Here is a 19,411-nt window from a genome sequence, read left to right on the forward strand (position 1 = left end):
GGGCTTGGTGTAGTATCGTAATTCAATGACACAAGGCCACCCAGATGGCCTGCAAGCAGGCGCCATGCCACACGCTTGACGGGGCAGTATTTCAAGTCATATCAACTTCACATCGGAGTCTTTCATGCCAAGACGAACAAAGATTGTAACCACACTCGGTCCGGCGACCGATCGCGACGGCATCCTCGAGGGGATCATCCGCGCCGGTGCCGACATGGTGCGGATGAACTTCTCTCACGGCACTCCTGAAGATCATATCCAGCGCGCCAACCAGGTGCGTGAAATCGCCGCCAAGCTAGGCCGTCATGTGGCCATCATGGGTGACCTGCAAGGCCCCAAGATCCGCGTTTCCACCTTCAAGGATGGCAAGGTCTACCTCGCCATCGGTGACAAGTTCATTCTCGATGCCGCCCTCGGCAAGGGTGAAGGCTGCCAGGAGCAGGTCGGCATCGACTACAAGAGTCTGCCAAACGACGTGGTGGCTGGTGACATCCTGTTGCTGGACGACGGCCGCGTGCAGCTGAAGGTCGAACAGGTTGAAGGCACCCGCATCCACACCACGGTCACCGTGGCCGGGCCGCTCTCCAACAACAAGGGCATCAACAAGAAAGGGGGCGGTCTCTCCGCGCCGGCCCTGACCGAGAAGGACAAGGAAGACATCAAGACCGCCGCCCGCATGAACGTGGACTACCTGGCTGTCTCCTTCCCCCGCAGCGGCGATGATCTGCGCTACGCCCGTGAACTGGCCCGTGAAGCCGGCTCAAACGCCAAGATAGTGGCCAAGGTCGAGCGTGCCGAGACCGTCGCCAGCGACGAGGCGATGGAAGACATCATTCTTGGCTCCGACGCCGTCATGGTGGCCCGTGGCGATCTCGGCGTCGAGATCGGCGATCCCGAGCTGGTGGGCGTGCAGAAGAAGCTGATCCGCCACTCCCGTCGCCTGAACCGGGTGGTGATCACCGCGACCCAGATGATGGAGTCCATGATCAACGCCCCGCTGCCGACCCGTGCCGAAGTGATGGACGTGGCCAACGCCGTGCTGGACGGCACCGATGCGGTGATGCTCTCCGCCGAGACCGCCGCCGGCCAGTTCCCCATCGAGACCGTGACCTCCATGGCCAGCGTCTGCGTGGGCGCCGAGAAGCACCCTAGCCTGAATGTCTCCAACCATCGCATGAGCTATACCTTCACCTCGGTGGAAGAGGCGGTCGCCATGTCCACCATGTACGCGGCCAACCACCTGGAAGGGGTCAAGGCGATCGTGGCGCTGACCGAATCCGGCACTACCCCGCTGCTGATGTCCCGCATCAGCTCCGGCCTGCCAATCTTCGCCATGTCTCCCCACAACAAGACCCTGGCCTGGACCAACCTCTACCGTGGCGTGACCCCGGTACTGTTCGACGGGGACGAGAGCAAACCTGTCTACGAGGTGTGCCGCGAGGCGCTCGACGTGCTCAAGGCCAAGGGCCTGGTCCAGAGCGGCGACATGGTGCTGCTGACCCATGGCGACAAGATGGAAACCGTAGGCAGTACCAACACCTGCAAGGTGATGATGGTCGAGTAATCGCTCGCCTGGACATCGACAAAAACGGCTCCTGCGGGAGCCGTTTTTTATGGCGTCATACCCGGTTCAACCACGAAACAGCTCCACCTTGTCCCCATCCTGCAGGCTGCCTGCCCCGCGCACCACCACCCTGTCCCCCAGCTTGAGCGCCCCGCTCACCGCCACCTGCCGGTTGTCGCCAAACAGCACGGTCACCGGCACCCGGTTCACGGTCAGCGCTTCGCCGCGCTGCTCCACCTGATAGACCACGCTCCCCTCGGTGCCGAGCACCAGGGCATCCCGTGGCAACAGCATGGTCTGCTGCTCCCCCAGCGGCAGCGCCACCCGCACCGGCGAGCCGATGATGAAACTGCCCGGCTCGGGCCTGAGGCGCAGCTCGATGAGCCGAGACTTGGGATCGGCGCTGGCCGCCCGCTGGTAATAGGTGGCGTGGCTGCTGATCTGCTCCCCCTCGACCCGCAACCTGGCCTGATCTTCCAACTGACTGGCCCAGACAATGGGGGCCCGCAGCCGGATATCCGGCTGATCCGGATTGACCAGCTCCAGCGCCTGCTCCCCCGCATCCACGTGCTCTCCTGGCTGGATGAAGTGCTCGTTCACCACACCATCGAAGGGGGCGAAGATGTGGGTCCTCTGCAGTTGCGCCTCGATCTGGCGCACCTGTACCCGTGCCAGTTGCTCGGCCAGTTCGGCCTGCTCCACGTCGTAACGCGCCTTGTCGTACTGACTCCGGGAGGCGCTCTTCTGCTGGTGCAGTCGCTCGAGCCGCTGGAACTCGGCGCGGGCGTAGCGCAGGTTGCTTGCTTCTCTCGCCTGTTCTGCCCGTGACTGTTCAAGGGAGAGGCGCAGGGTGGCCGCGTCCAGGCGCAGCAGCTCATCCCCCTTGCTGACCCGGCTGCCAAACTCGGCTATCCACTCCACCCGGCCGCTCACCTCGGTGCTGAGCGCCGCCTGCTGGCGGCTAGCGACCGTGCCGCTGACCCAGATGCTGGCTCCCGCCTCCCCCTGGGTCACGTCCGCCAGAGTCACCATCTTTGCTTCAACCGGCGCTATGGCCAGCAGGGCCACCGCCACCATCATCCTTGTGAATACAGGTTTCATTGATGAGCTCCTTGCTCAGGCCCGCTGCCGGATGGCATGCGGCGCGTCGACCCGCTCACCCAGCCTCAGGAAGGCAGGCAACAGGATCAGAGTAAACAGGGTGCTGCAACTCATGCCGCCGACGATGACGGTAGCCAGCCCCCGGTAGATTTCACTCCCCTCGCTCGGGCTCAGCATCAGCGGCAACATGCCGAAGATGCTGGTGAGGCTGGTCATGGCGATGGGGCGCATCCGGCTTTGCAGGGCATCGGCCACCGCCAGCTGGCGACTCATCCCCTCTCGCTCCGCCGTGCGAGTCTGGTGTACCAGCAGGATGGCGTTGTTGACCACCAACCCCAACAGGATGACGAAGCCGATGATGGTGAGCAGATCCATCGGCAGCGGCACCAGCAATCCGCTCAGACGCAGCGCCAGCACACCGCCGACGGCGGCAAGGGGCAAGGTCAGCAGCACCAGCACGGCATCCTTGAGGGAGGCAAACACTCCCCACAGCAGGATGAGCAGGATCAGCACCGCAAACTGGAAGATGCTGCCCAGGTTGTCCAGCGCCTGCTGCAGGCTGTCGGCATTGCCGGCGATCTGCAGCTCCCCGCCAGCCGGCAGTATGGGTCTGATGGTGGCAAAACTCTTGCTCTGCAGGATCTCCAGCACCTGCTCCATGCTCATGCCTTCCGGTGGGGTGATCATGAGCTGGATGCTGCGCCGGCCATCGGCCCGGAAGATGCTTTCCGGCCCGAGAGCAGGCTCCACCCGCAGCAGTTCCCCGAGGGGGACGATGCGCCCGGATGGGGTCGCAAGCGGCACCGCCTTGAGTTCATCCGGATTGGCCGAGCTCTGCCCTATCAGCAGGATGTCCAGCCTGTCTTCCCCATCGAAATACTCGCCGACCCGCAGGCCGTCGCCGAAGGTCTGGATGATGGTGGGCATGGGGGTGCGATCCCAGCCTACCTCGGCCAGACGCCTGTCTTGCGGCACCAGCCTCAGCTCGGGAGCGGTGAAGTCGAGACCTGGCTCTGGCCTGACCTGGGCCCCCGGCAGGTCCTTTTGTACTATGACCATGCTCTCGCGGGCCGCCTGATAGAGCTCGGGCAGGGTGCCCCCCTGAATAAGCAATGAGATGCTGTTCTCGCTGTCAAAGCCGCCAAACAGGGAGCCCTGGCCGCCGAAGACCCGGGTGTCCGGGATATTGGTGAGCAGCTTGTCCATCAGCAGGCGCTCGAGCACCTTGATCCGGGTCTCGTCTCTGGGGCGCACCCCGATCTGGGCGCCACCCGGGTAGCGCAAGATGTAGTAGTTCTTGAGGGCCGGCTCCTTCTCTCCTTTCATGTAAGGGTCGAGGCGGGCGATCAGGGTATCGATCACCTCCTCCCTCTGGGCTTTGGGGTTGACCCCCGGGGTGAAGCTCATCCAGACGTCGATGGCGTCACGTTTCACGTCCGGCAGGTAGTTCATCTTGGGCAGCAACAGCCAGCTGGCCAGCACGGGCAGGCTCATCATCAGGATGATGATGGTCCAGCGCCGATGGGGAGTCGCTGTCCAGCGGATCACGTGGCGGGTGGTGCGCCGCCAGAGCCCGTCATAGGGGTCGACCAGTCGCTCGCGCCCCATCCAGCGCGCCGCCACGGCGGGCAGTACGGTCACCGCCACCACCATGGAGACGGTCACGGCGCAGGCGATGGTCAGCGCAAGGTCGGCAAACAACTGCCCTTCCACATCGTTGAGCAAGAGCACCGGCAAGAAGATGGCCACCGTGGTCAGGGTGGAGGCCACCAGCGCCGTCCACACCCGGCTGGTGCCGTCCAGCGCCGCCTCCGCCTTGCTGACATCCCCCGGCTCGGTGCGGCGATAGATGCTCTCCAGCACCACGATGGCGGCATCCAGCACCATGCCGACCGCGAAGGCGATGCCGGCGAGGGAGATGACGTTGAGGGTGCGCCCCATCACCTTGAGCAGACAGAAGGTGAGCATGATGCTGATGGGGATGGCAATCGCTATCATCAGGGTCGCCTTGAGCTGGCGCAGGAAGACCCAGAGGATGGCGCAGGAGAGCAGCACCCCCAGCCCCAGGTTGGCGGTGACCATGCCCACCGCCCGGTTAATGTAGAGGGAGGCGTCAAACGACTGCTCCATGTGCAGGCCGACCGGCTCCAACACCTCACGGTTGAGCTCCCCGACCTTGGCCTTGATCCCCTCCAGTGCCGCCAGGGCGTTGGCGCCACTCTCCTTGAAGATCTGGGCCGCGATGGCGGTGTTGCCGTTCTGGATGCGCAGTACCGGGTTATCCTCCCGGGCCAATCGCACCTCGGCCACGTCCCGCAGGTAGATGGGCAGGCCGTCGCGCCAGTCCACCACCTTGTCCCCCAGCGTCTCCACATCGTAGCGCCCGGCGAAGCGCAGCTTGTACTCCCAGCGGCCGATGTCGAGGGTGCCGGCGGAGACGTCCCAGTCGGTGCTGGCCCGACTGGCGAGCACCGGGATCTCCACCCCCAGCTCGGCGGCGCGGTAGGGGTCGAAACGCACCTGGATCTGGCGCTCGTTGATCCCCTCTACCTCCACGGTGGAAACCCCGGGGATCCGCTCCAGCTCCGGCTTGACCCGCGCCTCGATCAGCGCCTGATGATCGTCGATCACCCCCTTGGCGCCGGGCAGTTGCTGGATGAAGAAGAAGGTAAGGGTGTCGTTGCTGCTGTAGTTGTTGACGTAGGGGCCGTCGATCCTGTCCGGCAGGCCGGAGACCCGGTTAAGCCGCGAGATGACGTCGAGCTGGGCCCGCTGCATGTCAGTGCCGAGAGCAAACGCCATGTTGATCTCGGTGAAGCCGGGGTAGCTGTTGCTGCCGATGCTTTTCAGCCCCTGCACCCCCTGCATCTCCTGCTCGATGGGGTCGGTTACCTCCGACTCCATCTCCTGGGGCGAGGCGGAGCGCCAGCTCACCGAGATGTTGAGGTGGGGACGGTCTATGTCGGGGAACAGCTGGATCGGCAGCCCCCGGATGCTGAGCAGGCCCAGCACGAAAATAAGCACGACCGAGACCGCCACCCAGATGGGGCGTTCGATCGCCGTTTTGGCGAGGTTCATTCACTCTTCCTGAGTTGTTGTTATCGGCCATTCCGCTGGCCTTGCTTCCTGCCCCAAGGGTGGGGGCCATTGCATTAAACTGGAATTAATCGGCCTTGTAAATGCCTGGTTAAACAACAAAAAAACCGGCCACATGGGCCGGTTCTGCAATCGAGCATCAGACTCAGGCGGCGTGCACCGCCGGAGCCGGTTGAGACAGCCCTTCCAGCTCGCCCGGGGCGAAGTTGTCCACCTGGATCGCCTCGTAGCGCAGGGCATCGGCGGCCAGCAGCTTGTCCGCCTCCTCCTTGCCGAGGATGGACTGGGACAGGGCCGCAGCCACCAGCTCCGGCAGCGCCATCTTGCGGGGCAGCTTGCCCTCTTTCTGGGCCTGCACCAGCTTCTTCTCGATGGGCTGCACCGCCACCATGGCCTGGAAGGCACGATCCATCAGACCAACAGGGTCAGCGTCATCCTTGCCCACGTAGCAGAGCGCGGTCAGACGATCGCGGAACTCGCCCGGGGTCATCATGGCCAGACAGATGGCGTGGCAGCGATCGTCCGCCGGCATCTTGTAGCCCACACCAAACGGGAACACCACACGCTTGAGCACGGCACCGACCACCTTGTTCGGGAAGTTCTGGAAGAAGCCCTCGAACGCCTTGCCGATGAGGTGAAGATTGCGCTCCACCGCGTACTGCACGAACGGCAGATCCGAGACCATGCGACCCTGATCCTCGTAGTGCTTGAGGGTCGCGGAGGCCAGATAGAGGTGGCTCAGCACGTCCCCCAGACGGGCGGAGATCATCTCCTTGCGCTTGAGATCGCCACCCAGCATCAACATGGAGACGTCGGCACACAGCGCCAGCCCCTTGCTCATGCGCGACAGCTGTTTGTAGTAGCGGGCGGTTTCGCCAGCCACCGGTGCGCTGTTGAACTGGCCCAGGGTCAGCCCCTGGAACAGGGCACCGAAGAAGTTGCCGGTGCCAAACGCGATGTGCTTCATCAGCAGGGCGTCAAACTTCTCGAGGCCACGTTCCACGTCGGTGTCGGCGGCAGCTTCCAGCTCGGCAAACACGTAGGGGTGGCAGCGAGTGGCACCCTGCCCGAAGATCATCAGGTTGCGGGTCAGTATGTTGGCCCCCTCCACCGTGATGGCGACCGGAATGCCCATGTAGGCGTAGCCGGTGTAGTTTTTCGGGCCGAGCTGGATGGCACGACCGGCGTGGATGTCCATGGAGTCGTCCATCACCTGGCGCGCCATTTCGGTCATGTGGTACTTGGAAATCGCGGTGACGATGGCGGGCGCCTGACCGAGATCCAGGGAACCTGCCGTCATGCGACGTGCCCCTTCCAGTTGGTAGGTGAGACCACCGATGCGGGCCAGCGCTTCCTGCACTCCTTCAAACTTGCCGATGGACATGCCAAATTGCTTGCGCACATAGGAGTAGGCGCCCACGGTGCGGCTCGCCATGTGGCCACAGGCGGTACCCAGGGCAGGCAGCGAGATGCCGCGACCGGCGGAGAGGCATTCGACCAGCATGCGCCAGCCGCGACCCGCATATTCAGGGCCACCGATGATCCAGTCGAGCGGGATGAACACATCCTTGCCGAAGGTCGGACCATTCAGGAACGCCAGTCCCATGGGGTAGTGGCGATCGCCGACTCGCACACCCGGGTGGTTGGTCGGGATCAGGGCACAGGTGATGCCGATCTCTTCCTTGTCACCCAGTAACTTGTCCGGATCGTACATCTTGAACGCCAGACCCAGCACGGTGGCGCGAGGCGCCAGGGTGATGTAACGCTTGTTCCAGTTCAGGCGAAGCCCGATGACCTCCTCCCCCTTGTACATGCCCTTGCAGACGATCCCCTTGTCCGGAATGGCGCCCGCATCCGAGCCCGCTTCCGGCCCGGTCAGGGCAAAGCAGGGAACTTCCTTGCCGTTGGCCAGCCCCGGCAACCAGAAGTCCTTCTGGGCCTGGGTGCCGTAGTGCATCAGCAGTTCACCCGGACCCAGGGAATTGGGCACCATGACGGTGACCGCCACGCTCAGGCTCTTGGTGGCGATGCGGGTGACGATAGTGGAGTTGGCAATGGCCGAGAACTCGCGACCGCCATAGGATTTCGGGATGATCAGGGAGAAGAAGCCCTCCTTCTTCAGATAGTCCCACACCGGCTCCGGCAGGTCTTTGGTCTCGTTGACGATCTTGAAGTCGTCCACCATGGCGAGCAGGGTCTCGACCTGATTGTCGATGAAGGCCTGCTCCTCGGCGCTCAGTTCGGCCTTGCCGTAACCATGCAGTTTCTTCCAGTCCGGGTTGCCGCGAAACAGCTCGCCATCCCACCAGACGGAGCCGGCTTCCATGGCCTCCCGCTCGGTGGCCGACAAGGGCGGCAGTATCTTCTTGAAGATGCCGAACACGGGACGGGTTACCACCTTTTTACGGATGGCGGGCACGCCGAGCACTACGGCTATCGCCAGCACCAGCAGGACAAGCAGGACAAGCAGGACAAGCAATGTGATCATACCGAAGTTCCTTCTATTTCACTGTTTCCGTTGATTATTGTTAGGTGTTACACGGCCAGGGAGAGCCTGGTCGACTCCACGGGCGCCCCGACACCGGACGCCAGATAAGGAATAACGTTGCGCACCAGCCCTTCCACATCGAGCTGCTGGCCAAAATCGGCCTGGGCGATGTCACGCAGGGCATCGGCGGAAGCCATGGTGAACACGACGGTGCCCAGGGTGAAGTGCAGGCGCCAGAACAGATCCGCCGGCGACAGGGCCGGGTTGGCCTTGGAGATCGCCTGGGTGATCCCGTGCAGGGTCGCCCCGTAGTGGGTGGTGATGAAACGGCGCAGGTGGCCCTGACTGTCGATGTAACCGCGCCCCAGCAACTGCATGAAGAGCGCCGGGCCGTTGGCCCGCACCGCCACCAGCTTCATCAGGGGATCGACAAAGCTCTCGAACACCTGCAGCAGGGTCAGCTGCTCCTGCACCATCAGGGTCTGCAGGCGCGCATCCAGCGCCGGCATGAAGATACTCAGGTAGCGATCGAGCACCGCCTGGATCAGCTCCTTCTTGGAGCCGAAGTGGTAGTTGACCGAGGCCAGGTTCACATCGGCCTCGCTGGTGATCAGACGCAACGAGGTATCGGCGAATCCCCGCTCGGCAAACAGCACCTCGGCGGCATCGAGAATACGGTTTTTGGTATCGATTTTACTCACTGGACACCTCACTTAAACGAATGTTTAAAAAGTACGTTTCACGCCCAGTCATGTCAAGAGAATGTGAACAGGTGTTGGCGAAATGTTTTCAACCAAAAAAGCGGGAACAAGATGGGAACTTAGCGGCCAGGTCGGACTCTATATCTATGCCACTGCAATTAAACATTAAGTCTCGCCCAACTTGCGCCATGCTAGTTGGGCATTTTTTTATCCGGGTGGCGGCGAAGATTGCGGGCAAAAAAAACCGTCGCAGGGGCGACGGTGGGGAAAAGTGAGTCGAATCATCCAGTTTCGACTCATCGATGAGAGTTCAGGCTTGCATCGATGGGGCTATGCTCGCAGACAAAGGTGGTCAGACTTTGTCAGTCCTGGCGTAATTTGTGACAAAGTATGGCAGGCCGCCACATGGCCCGAGTCCGCCAATTTTGCTATGCTGGCGCCTCATGCCAGAGGGGAGAGAAGATGAAGTATACGGTCGATACCCACACGCACACCGTCGCCAGCACCCACGCCTACAGCACCATTCACGATTACCTGCCCATTGCCAGGGCCAAGGGGATCAAGCTGTTCGCCACCACGGATCACGGCCCCGACATGGCCGATGCCCCTCACTTCTGGCACTTCGTCAACCTGCACGTGCTGCCGCGGGTGGTGGACGGGGTCGGCATACTGCGCGGCATCGAGGCCAACATCAAGAATATAGACGGCGACATCGACTTCCCCGAGCGCTACGAGTCGCGCCTCGACATGATCATGGCCGGCTTCCATGAGCCCGTGTTTCCTCCCTGCGATCAGGCCACCCATACCCAGGCCATGATCAACGCCATCAAGAGTGGCCGCGTCGACATGATAAGCCACCCGGGCAACCCGGCTTTTCCCATCGACATCCAGGCCGTGGTCAGGGCTGCCGCCGAATACAGGGTGGCGCTGGAGATCAACAACTCCTCCTTTAGTCACTCCCGTCCTGGCAGTGAGGGCAACTGCCGCGCCATCGTCGAGGCGGCGCGCGACCTCGGTGCCTATCTCACCTTCGGTTCAGACTCCCACGTGGCCTTCAGCCTGGGAGATTTTGACCACTGCCATCGGCTGGTGACCGAGGCCGGCTTCCCCGAGGAGCGGATCCTGGCACGCTCCCCCCGCGCCCTGCTCGCGTTTCTCGAGAGCCGTGGCCGCGCCCACATTCCGGAATTCGTCGATCTCTGAGGTGTACCCGTAACTCCATGAGCAGGCTCATAAAAACAGCCCAGTCTCATTGACTTGCCAACACATTTTCGGGAATCTAACGACAAGCCGGTATAGCTCAGTTGGTAGAGCAGCGCATTCGTAATGCGAAGGTCGCAGGTTCAACTCCTGTTTCCGGCACCAGACATAGCAAGGCTCGCAGCGATGCGAGCCTTATTTGCTTTTAAGGCGGGCTAACACCGGGCTAACATCAGCCCCGACGCACAAGTGGCATCGGCTCTCCCATCAATCCCTCCGCATGCTGCTGAACCAGATAGGTTCGCCCCAGTTCAGGGTCCTGGCACCCCAACCAGGCGTCGTAGTCATCCGGCGACACAATGACCAAACTCCGCTTCTCGTCACCTGGCTTGTGCATTCGCCGCAGCAGTGGGTGGGTGTCGGCATTGATGGTGAGCTGGGAGAAGCTGAAGGTGTAGCCCTGCTCCTCCTGCCATGCCCGCCAGATGCCGGCCACCGCGAATGGCGTGCCATCGGCCATGCTGATCCGCCAGCGCTCGGCCTTGCCGCTCTCGTAGCAGGGCTCGAAGAAACCGGTCATGGGCACCAGGCAGAACTGGCCCTGCTGCCAGGCGCGGCGGTAAGTCGGCTTTTCACCCACCGTCTCGGCCCTGGCGTTCATCGTGGTGTAATGCTTGCTGCCGGGCTGCACCTTCCTCTTCGGCACCATCCCATAGCTGGCGATCAGCGCCAGCCGCCGGCCATCTCGCTGGATCAGGATCGGGGCCTGGTAGTCCTGCCACACCTCCTCCTTCCAGTCGTATCCAGGGTCATCAACCCCGAAGTATTCCACCAGCACCGCCTTGGTGGTCGGGATGTAGTTGATGCACATGCGCAGCCCCTCCGTCGTATGAGAGCTCAAACACACCAGGTTGGTCTCTGCCAAGCATAATTGGCCGCGGCACAGCCGCCCTGCTAAGACCCGATCGCCAACCGATGATCTTTCCGGATCCCTAGGATAAAATAACTGTATATTCATACAGTGATAATTGCCATGATCCCCCACGCTACCGATGTACCTATCATAGAGCTCCCTCTGTTCCTCACCCCTGCCGCCTGCGGGTTCCCCTCGCCAGCTCAGGACTATGTGGAACAGACTATCGACCTCAACCAGCACTGCGTCTCCCACCCGGCGGCCACCTTCTATGTGCGGGCCAGCGGCCACAGCATGATCGGAGAAGGCATCAATGACGGCGACATGTTGATCATCGACCGCGCCATCACGGCTCGCCACGGCGACATCGTGCTCGCCTGCCTGGATGGCGAGTTCACCGTCAAAATCTTGCAGTCCGACCCACCGGCGCTACTACCGGCCAACCCGAACTTCTCCCCCATCATTCTGCAAGAAGGGCAGGAACTGGATATCTTCGGCGTCGTCACCTTCGTCCTGCACAAAACCCGGCGAGGGTAGCCATGCCAACCGCCATTGCCCTGGTCGACGTGAACAACTTCTATGCCTCCTGTGAGCGCCTGTTCCGCCCCGACCTCAAGGGGGTGCCTATCGTGGTGCTCTCCAACAACGATGGCTGCGTGGTGGCCCGATCGGCAGAGGCCAAACGGTTGGGGGTCAAAATGGGGGTGCCCTACTTCCAGATCCGCGAGGTATATGAAGAGCAGGGCGGCATCTGGTTCAGCTCCAACTACGCCCTCTACGGCGACATGAGCCAGCGGGTGATGACCACACTGGAGAGCATGGCGCCGACGGTGGAGGTCTACAGCATCGATGAAGCCTTCGTCGAGCTCGGGGAGTCTTGGGCTGGCGACCTGCTGGCCTATGGCCGCCAGATCCGCGAACGGGTGCAGCAATGGACTGGACTGGTCGTTGGGGTCGGCATCGGCCCCACCAAAACGCTCGCGAAATTGGCGAACTACGCCGCCAAGAAGTGGCCCGCCACCGGCGGCGTGGTGGATCTGCGTGATGAGGGGCGCCGCGCCAAGCTGATGGCCATCACCCCGGTTGAAGAAGTCTGGGGGATCGGGCGCAAACTGACTGCCAAGCTCAACAAACAAGGGATCAACACGGTAGCTGATCTGGTGACAGCCGACCCCAAGAGCCTACGCCGCCGGTATGGAGTCGTCATCGAGCGCACAGTGCAGGAGCTGCGGGGGATCCCCTGTTCCGAGCTGGAGCAATTGGCCCAGGCCAAACAACAGGTCATCTGCAGCCGGAGCTTTGGTGAACGCATCACCGCGTTTGGTCCCATGCGGGAGGCGCTGGCCGGCTACATGGAGCGGGCCACCGAGAAGCTGCGTGCCGAGGGGCAGCGGTGCCGCCACGTCACCCTGTTTATCCGGAGCAGCCCCTTCTCGGAGCGGGAGACCTACTACAGCAACCAGATATCGACCAGGTTGCAGACACCCACCTCAGATACCCGGGACCTGCTGGCTCTGGTTGAGCCGCTGCTGCGCCGGATCTGGCGGGATGATGTCCGCTATATGAAGGGGGGCGTCATGCTGGCTGATTTCACCCCGGCCAGCATGCACCAGGGAGACCTGTTCGCTGACCGGCAGCAGGATCCCCGTAGTCAGGCGCTGATGCAGGTGATTGACCAGATCAATCAGGGAAGATTAGGAAAGGTCTACTTTGCCGCCAGGGGCCGGGACACCAGGGAGTGGATGATGAAACGGGAGCAGCTCAGCCCCCGCTATACCACCGCTTTGGCAGAATTACCTGTAGCAAAGTGATCTTTTGCTTGAGCGCTCGCGCTCCTTGCGCCGAAAATTCTTGATATAATCAGCGGTTACCAGAGAGTTTGCAACAACCTTGCCTTCGTTAAGCAAGCGCCTAACGGATGGAAAGGCCTCGGCGTTGCTTAGGGTAAGGATGATTTCCTTCGCAGCAGCCATGGTGTTATGCCTAACGTCTGAATTCACCGGCCTGCACGGCTTTTCGTGCAGGTCCGGTGGAATGATGGGTTGGGCCTCGACATGGTTTGACGCTCAGAGTGTAGCCTTCTTAGTGAAAGCCTTCCGCAGTTCGTCAAGCTTAGCTTCTACGAGCGGCAGCAACTTTCGTTGAACTGCTGGTCCATTTGAAAAACCAGCCCAATGCTTGTTGAAAGCTTCGATGTCTTTTTCGATGCGACGAATACAGGCTTTAAGGTGATCCAAGCCCATGTCCGGGATGAATACCAATTCACCGTCACCATCTTTCCAGAACCTTTCTGGTGTGCCACGGGGATACTCGATGTAATAGAACCGAGTTCCGATTTCGTGATCAATGTTTTCCTTCAGCGACATCTATACCTCCCAAACACAATTTTGCAGCTCTCCGGAATAGATGACGGAGAGCGCTCCGATGACGAGGCCCAACGTGGAAGGTCAGCGGACGGCAAAAAGCGCAGCTTTTTGATGGTCCGCTGGACCGGATTGTTGGGCGTCGGTTGCACTACCGCCGCTCCACACAGACTTGCTGGAACCATGAAGAGAAGGTTGGCCACTTTTCATTTGTGGTGCCGTTGTGTGACCAGTACCGTACTTCGCCAGCTTGTGAAATAAGGAAATAGTCGCTGTTGTCTTCAATGAATGGCAGCCAATCTTTAGGCACACCATCGTGATTCCAAGCTGTTTCTGCGATTTCGAATAGGTTCAAGTAGTCGCAACCCGGCAAAATTACAGCGGGTTCAAAGACCGCATTTGTGACATTGATACCGCCCTTGAGAAATTCAATGTACGACGTAGGGAAGCTGAAGTTCAGTTTGCGCTCTGCTTCGGCGATCTCGGTGTCTGTGGGAATGCGAAAAGGGTCGATAGTCATGATTGATACGCCCAACGCTGGAGTTAAGCGGTGCGCGATACGCGCGTCCGCCTTGAACGAGTTGTTAGGCCTAGGCCACGAAGTCTCTGACCTAGGCCGCGAGGATCTCTCTTGCCTTATTGATGAAGTAAGCACGAAGCTCATCATCTGGGATGAATTGGTTAGCGCGATGTTCGACTTCGAGCATGGAGCGATATTCCTCTTTCGCCAAGAGGTCGCTCAGATATGCATCTGCCTCGGACTCGCTTTCAATTCTGTACGACGCAATCATTTTTGACCCCTCTGCCTAACGCTTTGGGTAAGCCGCCGGAGCGAAGCGCAGCGTAGTACGTTCGGCTTCACCCACTTGTTCTGTGTCATGGCATGACCTGAGTGATAGATCCATGAACTTTACATCCGAATTCATCGCGCAATACACAAAGCGATATTCCTACCTTTTTTCTAAGGACATCCATATGAGATTCGGAGTAACTAGGATATTTCGACGTCTCATTCATGTATTCCTTTAGCGCTTTTTTTAACTCTTCATTTATTTCGCGCAACTTTTGTTCAAAATCTATATTCTTACCAATTCTTAGCAGGTCTGCTCGAACTTCTTTTACAGACAAGATGACGTGGTCAGCGTTTTCGAGATGGTGCGCTTGGTGAAAAGCACCTTTATTAGAAATAACATCTACGATTTCTTGAGCTAGCTTTTGGTCGTTCGTAAATCTTCGTATCAACGGCAAAGGGCTTTTGTGCTTCCGCAATAGTCCTGAGATCATATCCTCATGATCTCTCTTCCACCGTTTTAGATCTTCTGCCGGGTAATCTTTGCCTTGGTTCTTATCGATTTCTGTATGGCAACTAGCACAAAGCCAAACTCCATTTTCTGGTTTGGCCCGATCCTCCAGTGGCATATCCTTTTTGAAGCGAATAGTCCTTTCTCGCGCATCGTGTATGTGAGCAGCTTCGCCAATTTTCACTTTAGACGCAGCATCAGTGAGGGAAGGCGCAACAGTCAACCTGTTGCAGTCTGGATTTGCGCAGATGTACGCAGAGCGGTATGCGATCAAATCAACCGTCTTTTGGTTAAAATCAGGTGCCGACATCAAAATTCCTCAACACAGAACGTGGAGGTCACCGGCGCTGCGCGGCTTTATCGCGCAGCGTCCGGTGGACCGCAGGGTTAGGCCATCTTTGACAAGAGAATATCTGCCAGGGGCGAAACCACATCGGTGTCTGACCAATACCCTCCATGACTAGCGATATTCCAAGATGAAAGTACACCACCAGAATTCACTGCGTGGTCACGGACTATGCCGTAACTCGGGCCGAGCTGTTTCAATGGCCAACCCAGGACATCGTCTGGGTCGTAGAAGTTATCCCATACAAAAGAGTCATTTGGCTTCTCGAAACACTTTCGATCGGAGAGTCCGGCGATAAATAATGGGATATTGCAGCCGGTCGTTACCAAGTTCGTTAAGGACTTCAGAGCAAGAAAGCTGGTGCGCTCGGATTGGTCGGCTGGTGTCCCAGAAAAAATATGGTTCCCATGTTGTGCATCCCAAAGATAGTTAGATATGACTTGGCATCCAAGGGACTGCGCAATGATGACGACCGGTCGCTTAGCATCTCCACCAAAGTCTAATAGAGCGTGTTCAAGTGCTTTTTGGATTTCTTGTTGAACGGCTATGTATTGTTTTTTGTCGGTATGAGCGCTGTGTTCGAGAGAATCGGCATCACCGAACCCAAACAAAAAAAACTGCCTTAACTTCGTTCCATCAAGCTCGTTCTCGGGGGTTTCGACCATCGAAGCCCAAAGCTTCTCTTCTGGTTCCTGAAGTATTGGAGCGTACTGCACATTTTGAAATGAGACCCTGGTCCATTTCTCCTTTAGGCGACCTTTCAGCATTTCCTCCAGCTCGGAGTAATAAGACGGCTTCACCTTCCCCATTCCATGCAGCGTGATTAATGCAATTTCTTTCATACTGTCCTCCTGTGGTGAGTAGATGGCCTAACGTTTGGTTAAGGGGCCTGCTTCAGCCGGTCCCGAGTGAGCGAAGCGAACGACTTGAACCAATTGTTATGACGTTACGTAGAGGGTAAGGGAGTAATTTCCGTTATCGCTTTTGTAAGATTGCCCGAGCCTTGAGAACCCAAAATGACTGAATAAGTGATGCATAGGCTCATTATTTTCACGTGTAGTCGCAAAGCACGCTGTACCAGCTAGTAATTCTTTGATCTCTTCCATTAAGGCTCGACCGTAACCTTTGCCTCTAGCAGCGCTGGATACATACAACCAGCCTAGCTCATGTTGGTATTTGCTTTGTTCTGTGGCGTTAGACTTTTTAAAGACGCGAGCTTTATATGCGGCGTTAGGGTTTTTTATTGCTCCAATAGCAACGCACTCGCCATCATTGATGAAGATAAGTTTTTCTGCGCGCTGGATTCGCTGGCGCAAGCCAGCTAGCGTAACCTCACCACCAGCAGCAACTAATCTCTCAAATGTCTCAAGCTCTGCGTTGCTGCAGTCTCTGGGGGCTTTGGATATTCTTTCCATGCTCATATGTCATAACGTCTGAATTCACCGGCCATGCGCGGCTTTATGCGCAAGGTCCGGTGGAATGATGGGTTAGCGCGCATAGGGCCGTTAGCTGCGCGAACGACAGACTTCAAACTTGGCAACAGAGGAATTCTCTCTGCATACTTGGCTGATTGCATCTTTCAAGATTCCAGATTTCACTGGTGTCCAATAGTTGTGAAGTACGAGAAAGTCAGCGGTGGTACTTGGCTGTTTCAGAGACACCGTGCCAAGGATTTCCTCGATTACGCTCAGCGTTCCATTTTTTGGAACGCTCGAATACTCGATCTGGACCAATGCTGCTTCCGGCTCTAGCCAAGACCTGTCAGACAGCGGAGGAAGGCGAAACTTAACTTGTGATTTGGCAGGAATAGTTTGCCCATCAAGTTCTTTGAACTCGGCAGCAGGAACATATGTGTCTTGGCCGCCCGGAAGAATAACTTTGCCATTTTCGACATTGGCGTAAATGTCTTGTGTGATCTTGTACATGACCTGTTGCCCAAGCGGGGGTTTAACTCGGAATTTTTCAATCACACGATCAGATGGGCCGGTGTTTGTCATCACTAGCTCATAGGCGGAGCCCAATGCTTGAGAGTAGGAAAGCTGCAACTCTCCATTGATGTAGTCAAATGATGCACCGGCAGCAGCAAGCAAAAACCCGGATGCCCCAAGCCACAGCCAAAACTTCTTTGCCGCACCGAATGACGCAGGCTTTGCAACGATTGGCTGCGGCCGAGGGGCGGAAATTGGGTTGCCATTTCGACGTTTCGATTTCTTTGCCATGGTGCGAGTTCGAATATGCGCTCTAACGCCCGCAGCACGCGCGGCTTTGTAGTGAAGGCGAAGCCGCAACGGAAAAGCCGTCGCTGTGCCTGCGTTTGTTAGGCCTTGGGTATTTGCTAAAAGAGACTATTGACTGCATAGCCACATGCCTTTAATTCCTTTGCCACTTCGGTTTTCCATGCGCCGAATGGGTCCAAGCTAACGTATACGACACCACTTATATCATTCGGTGTCTCAATATCACCCTTCACAAGTGAGCATACGTTTTCTCTGCCTAGCTTTGCCATAAGGTAGCCATGCTCAAATACCACGTTTTGTCGCGCTCTATTTTTAGGGCTAACATTCGATTCGTGGACGCCGCGCCCGTGATCACAAGCAGTGTAAAGCACGAGAGCAAAATCCGCGTCATTGGAATAGTGTTCAATTTTTTCAATAATCGTCATGCCGGCGCTTGCTTGTTCATGCAAGATAATTGCTTCGAGACCCAGCTTTTCAATAAACCGGCTGACCTCTTGTTTCGCTTCATTATCGCGCCCATGAACAATAAAAACTTTTCGCTTGTTTCTAGCCACGGCTTTTGTCTGGTTCGGTAACACATTCTGGAAAGAGCCAACTTTTGAGGTCGGCTGTGCTGGTTGGCCAAACTCAAGCATATCAAGAACCGGGGTAAACTCCTCCGATAGATATGTTCTTCGCTCGGCATATGTTCCGAACTTCTGTTTGATGAATCCCCAGAAAGTGTCTAGGTTTCTGTGTTGCTTTAACCATTGAGGAAGATAAGGAGAAACAGCGGGATTGCTTAACAATTGATGGCGCAAGATTTCAAACTCTCGTGAGTCAGCCGCCAACCCAGTAGCCCTCGACGTTAAAAGGTTTACAAGGTAGCTGACCTTATCGAAATCACTCTCTAAAAATTCGATACTCAAATTTAATTCCTTTGCTCAGTACTTGTCTTGCCTAACGCCTTGCTCACAGGAAAATTGCGAGCGCAGCAATTTGTTATGCCCTCGACATTATAAGCTCAGCAATTTCAGCTGCAATTTCATTGATCGTATGAGTTGCAGTGCTCCTAGCAACTTTGTCGGCCAGAGAAGGGCTATAGTCAACAACTTGTTGTTTCGTGATGTTGTGCCAAATTGGTAGTAAAACCTGTTCGCCAGAAACTGTCCTAGTGACAATGCCGTCAAGCTCATAATTGGTCCAGCCTTTGGCGATAAATGACGGAGAAAGAACTACTAACCCAACGCGACTATTGGCCAGACCTTTATCTATTTTTTGCCTCAGGCTATCGCCAATCCTAAGCGTCATTTCGTCGTACCAAACATTAAGGCCTTCTTTTATCAAAGCATTGGCTAGTGGCCTGACGAAATCATCTTTGTCTTCTGATGCATGAGAGATAAATACATCATGTGTTTCTCCGCCAGTTTCTGTAGGCGGCGGAACGTTGTCGCGTACCAAGCTTGGCACTTCTGAAAGTGCTCGCTCCTGGATCTCAGGTAAGGCTCCCGGTAAAACACGTACGGAGGCATTTGTACTGCCACGCAACCCTTGCATGTCTACAGCAACATACCAGTGCCCTGAATTTGGAACTGCTATTCGTATTGGCGATTTCTTCGCTAATCCACCGTAGAATCTATGTTTCCGACCGTTTTTATAGCTACTGAAGTTCGAACTATCCATGAGCCGAACATTGGCACCACTAGTCAAAGTAACCTCAACCACTTCGCCTCGTTTGAGGTTGCCCAGATCATATTTTAGAAAATTCAATGTCGACTCCATTCAGGCATAACGCCTGAATTAAGCCGAGCCGCGAAGCGGCTTCGGCTTGAATGAATTGTTAGGCACCGGCCCGAGCATGTATCAGCTCGTGGCACTCACGACACACGGCCATGAGGTCGTCTGCCTGCTCGTTGCCTATGTTGCGATAGTGTAGGTGATGAACTTGGGTTGCTGGCTGAGCGCAAATCTCGCATAAGCCGTTGGCACGGCCCAATATCTCGGCTCGCCTCTGTGCCCATTGTGGAGATGCCAAGTACGCCCGGTACTCAGCCTTTAGGTCTGGCTTGAGATCAAGGTATGCCTGCACATACTCCGCGCTTTTCGCGGCGCGCCACCGTGA

The 19,411-nt window shown here is 57.6% G+C and carries 17 protein-coding genes and 1 tRNA gene; 5 read left to right on the top strand and 13 right to left on the bottom strand.

The window, feature by feature from the left end; all coding sequences use genetic code 11:
- The first annotated feature begins 124 nt into the window (after positions 1 to 124).
- Entirely contained in the window at positions 125 to 1,564 is a 1,440-nt protein-coding gene (gene pyk, locus KW824_RS06055; protein WP_042649695.1) for a pyruvate kinase, read from the top strand.
- A 66-nt stretch (positions 1,565 to 1,630) separates the two neighbouring features.
- Here the strand turns inward: pyk and KW824_RS06060 are convergent, their stop codons facing one another.
- From KW824_RS06060 to KW824_RS06075, 4 genes are all read right to left on the bottom strand, one after another.
- Positions 1,631 to 2,665 carry an efflux RND transporter periplasmic adaptor subunit gene (locus KW824_RS06060; RefSeq protein ID WP_218409258.1) on the bottom strand — a complete coding sequence of 345 codons (1,035 nt, stop codon included), beginning with the start codon at positions 2,663 to 2,665 and terminating at the stop codon, positions 1,631 to 1,633.
- Between the two features lie 15 nt (positions 2,666 to 2,680).
- A complete protein-coding gene (locus KW824_RS06065) occupies positions 2,681 to 5,743 on the bottom strand; it encodes an efflux RND transporter permease subunit (protein WP_218409259.1) in 3,063 nt (1,020 codons plus the stop codon).
- A gap of 163 nt (positions 5,744 to 5,906) precedes the next feature.
- Entirely contained in the window at positions 5,907 to 8,231 is a 2,325-nt protein-coding gene (locus KW824_RS06070) for an acyl-CoA dehydrogenase (protein ID WP_218409610.1), read from the bottom strand.
- A gap of 65 nt (positions 8,232 to 8,296) precedes the next feature.
- On the bottom strand, positions 8,297 to 8,950 hold the full coding sequence (locus KW824_RS06075) for a TetR/AcrR family transcriptional regulator (RefSeq protein ID WP_025327582.1): 654 nt from the start codon (positions 8,948 to 8,950) through the stop codon (positions 8,297 to 8,299).
- A gap of 462 nt (positions 8,951 to 9,412) precedes the next feature.
- Between KW824_RS06075 and KW824_RS06080 the strand changes: the two genes are divergently transcribed.
- Positions 9,413 to 10,153 carry a phosphatase gene (locus tag KW824_RS06080; protein ID WP_218409260.1) on the top strand — a complete coding sequence of 247 codons (741 nt, stop codon included), beginning with the start codon at positions 9,413 to 9,415 and terminating at the stop codon, positions 10,151 to 10,153.
- A gap of 86 nt (positions 10,154 to 10,239) precedes the next feature.
- Positions 10,240 to 10,315, top strand: a tRNA-Thr gene (locus tag KW824_RS06085).
- A 67-nt stretch (positions 10,316 to 10,382) separates the two neighbouring features.
- On the opposite strand, the gene KW824_RS06090 is transcribed toward KW824_RS06085, so the two are convergent.
- Entirely contained in the window at positions 10,383 to 11,021 is a 639-nt protein-coding gene (locus KW824_RS06090) for an SOS response-associated peptidase (RefSeq protein WP_218409261.1), read from the bottom strand.
- Between the two features lie 162 nt (positions 11,022 to 11,183).
- Between KW824_RS06090 and umuD the strand changes: the two genes are divergently transcribed.
- Together umuD and umuC are read left to right on the top strand one after the other, a co-directional pair.
- Entirely contained in the window at positions 11,184 to 11,600 is a 417-nt protein-coding gene (gene umuD, locus KW824_RS06095) for a translesion error-prone DNA polymerase V autoproteolytic subunit (protein WP_218409262.1), read from the top strand.
- A gap of 2 nt (positions 11,601 to 11,602) precedes the next feature.
- Positions 11,603 to 12,874: a translesion error-prone DNA polymerase V subunit UmuC gene (gene umuC / locus KW824_RS06100; protein ID WP_218409263.1), complete on the top strand. Its 1,272-nt coding sequence runs from the start codon at positions 11,603 to 11,605 to the stop codon at positions 12,872 to 12,874.
- A gap of 255 nt (positions 12,875 to 13,129) precedes the next feature.
- Here the strand turns inward: umuC and KW824_RS06105 are convergent, their stop codons facing one another.
- From KW824_RS06105 to KW824_RS06140, 8 genes are all read right to left on the bottom strand, one after another.
- Positions 13,130 to 13,429, bottom strand: coding sequence for a hypothetical protein (locus KW824_RS06105; RefSeq protein WP_218409264.1), 300 nt, complete (start codon positions 13,427 to 13,429; stop codon positions 13,130 to 13,132).
- 148 nt (positions 13,430 to 13,577) lie between these two features.
- A complete protein-coding gene (locus KW824_RS06110) occupies positions 13,578 to 13,946 on the bottom strand; it encodes an SMI1/KNR4 family protein (RefSeq protein WP_218409265.1) in 369 nt (122 codons plus the stop codon).
- Positions 13,947 to 14,302: 356 nt separating this feature from the next.
- Positions 14,303 to 15,037 carry a hypothetical protein gene (locus KW824_RS06115; protein ID WP_218409266.1) on the bottom strand — a complete coding sequence of 245 codons (735 nt, stop codon included), beginning with the start codon at positions 15,035 to 15,037 and terminating at the stop codon, positions 14,303 to 14,305.
- A gap of 77 nt (positions 15,038 to 15,114) precedes the next feature.
- A complete protein-coding gene (locus KW824_RS06120) occupies positions 15,115 to 15,915 on the bottom strand; it encodes a hypothetical protein (protein WP_218409267.1) in 801 nt (266 codons plus the stop codon).
- Positions 15,916 to 16,011: 96 nt separating this feature from the next.
- Positions 16,012 to 16,488, bottom strand: coding sequence for a GNAT family N-acetyltransferase (locus KW824_RS06125; RefSeq protein WP_218409268.1), 477 nt, complete (start codon positions 16,486 to 16,488; stop codon positions 16,012 to 16,014).
- A 90-nt stretch (positions 16,489 to 16,578) separates the two neighbouring features.
- Positions 16,579 to 17,292, bottom strand: a complete 714-nt coding sequence (locus tag KW824_RS06130; protein WP_218409269.1) for a hypothetical protein — start codon at positions 17,290 to 17,292, stop codon at positions 16,579 to 16,581.
- 116 nt (positions 17,293 to 17,408) lie between these two features.
- Complete coding sequence (locus KW824_RS06135) at positions 17,409 to 18,218, bottom strand: TIR domain-containing protein (RefSeq protein WP_218409270.1); 810 nt, start codon at positions 18,216 to 18,218, stop codon at positions 17,409 to 17,411.
- A 73-nt stretch (positions 18,219 to 18,291) separates the two neighbouring features.
- Positions 18,292 to 19,059, bottom strand: coding sequence for a DUF1883 domain-containing protein (locus KW824_RS06140; protein ID WP_218409271.1), 768 nt, complete (start codon positions 19,057 to 19,059; stop codon positions 18,292 to 18,294).
- Positions 19,060 to 19,411 lie beyond the last annotated feature (352 nt).

This window comes from Aeromonas sp. sif0611 (genome assembly GCF_019218845.1).
GTDB lineage: Bacteria > Pseudomonadota > Gammaproteobacteria > Enterobacterales > Aeromonadaceae > Aeromonas > Aeromonas media.

Bases quoted from the DNA above. Each gene is read 5' to 3' on its own strand.
- pyk (WP_042649695.1), top strand. From the start codon at position 125: ATGCCAAGACGAACAAAGATTGTAACCACACTCGGTCCGGCGACCGAT.
- KW824_RS06060 (WP_218409258.1), bottom strand. From the start codon at position 2,665: ATGAAACCTGTATTCACAAGGATGATGGTGGCGGTGGCCCTGCTGGCC.
- KW824_RS06065 (WP_218409259.1), bottom strand. From the start codon at position 5,743: ATGAACCTCGCCAAAACGGCGATCGAACGCCCCATCTGGGTGGCGGTC.
- KW824_RS06080 (WP_218409260.1), top strand. From the start codon at position 9,413: ATGAAGTATACGGTCGATACCCACACGCACACCGTCGCCAGCACCCAC.
- KW824_RS06090 (WP_218409261.1), bottom strand. From the start codon at position 11,021: ATGTGCATCAACTACATCCCGACCACCAAGGCGGTGCTGGTGGAATAC.
- umuD (WP_218409262.1), top strand. From the start codon at position 11,184: ATGATCCCCCACGCTACCGATGTACCTATCATAGAGCTCCCTCTGTTC.
- umuC (WP_218409263.1), top strand. From the start codon at position 11,603: ATGCCAACCGCCATTGCCCTGGTCGACGTGAACAACTTCTATGCCTCC.
- KW824_RS06105 (WP_218409264.1), bottom strand. From the start codon at position 13,429: ATGTCGCTGAAGGAAAACATTGATCACGAAATCGGAACTCGGTTCTAT.
- KW824_RS06110 (WP_218409265.1), bottom strand. From the start codon at position 13,946: ATGACTATCGACCCTTTTCGCATTCCCACAGACACCGAGATCGCCGAA.
- KW824_RS06115 (WP_218409266.1), bottom strand. From the start codon at position 15,037: ATGTCGGCACCTGATTTTAACCAAAAGACGGTTGATTTGATCGCATAC.
- KW824_RS06120 (WP_218409267.1), bottom strand. From the start codon at position 15,915: ATGAAAGAAATTGCATTAATCACGCTGCATGGAATGGGGAAGGTGAAG.
- KW824_RS06125 (WP_218409268.1), bottom strand. From the start codon at position 16,488: ATGGAAAGAATATCCAAAGCCCCCAGAGACTGCAGCAACGCAGAGCTT.
- KW824_RS06130 (WP_218409269.1), bottom strand. From the start codon at position 17,292: ATGGCAAAGAAATCGAAACGTCGAAATGGCAACCCAATTTCCGCCCCT.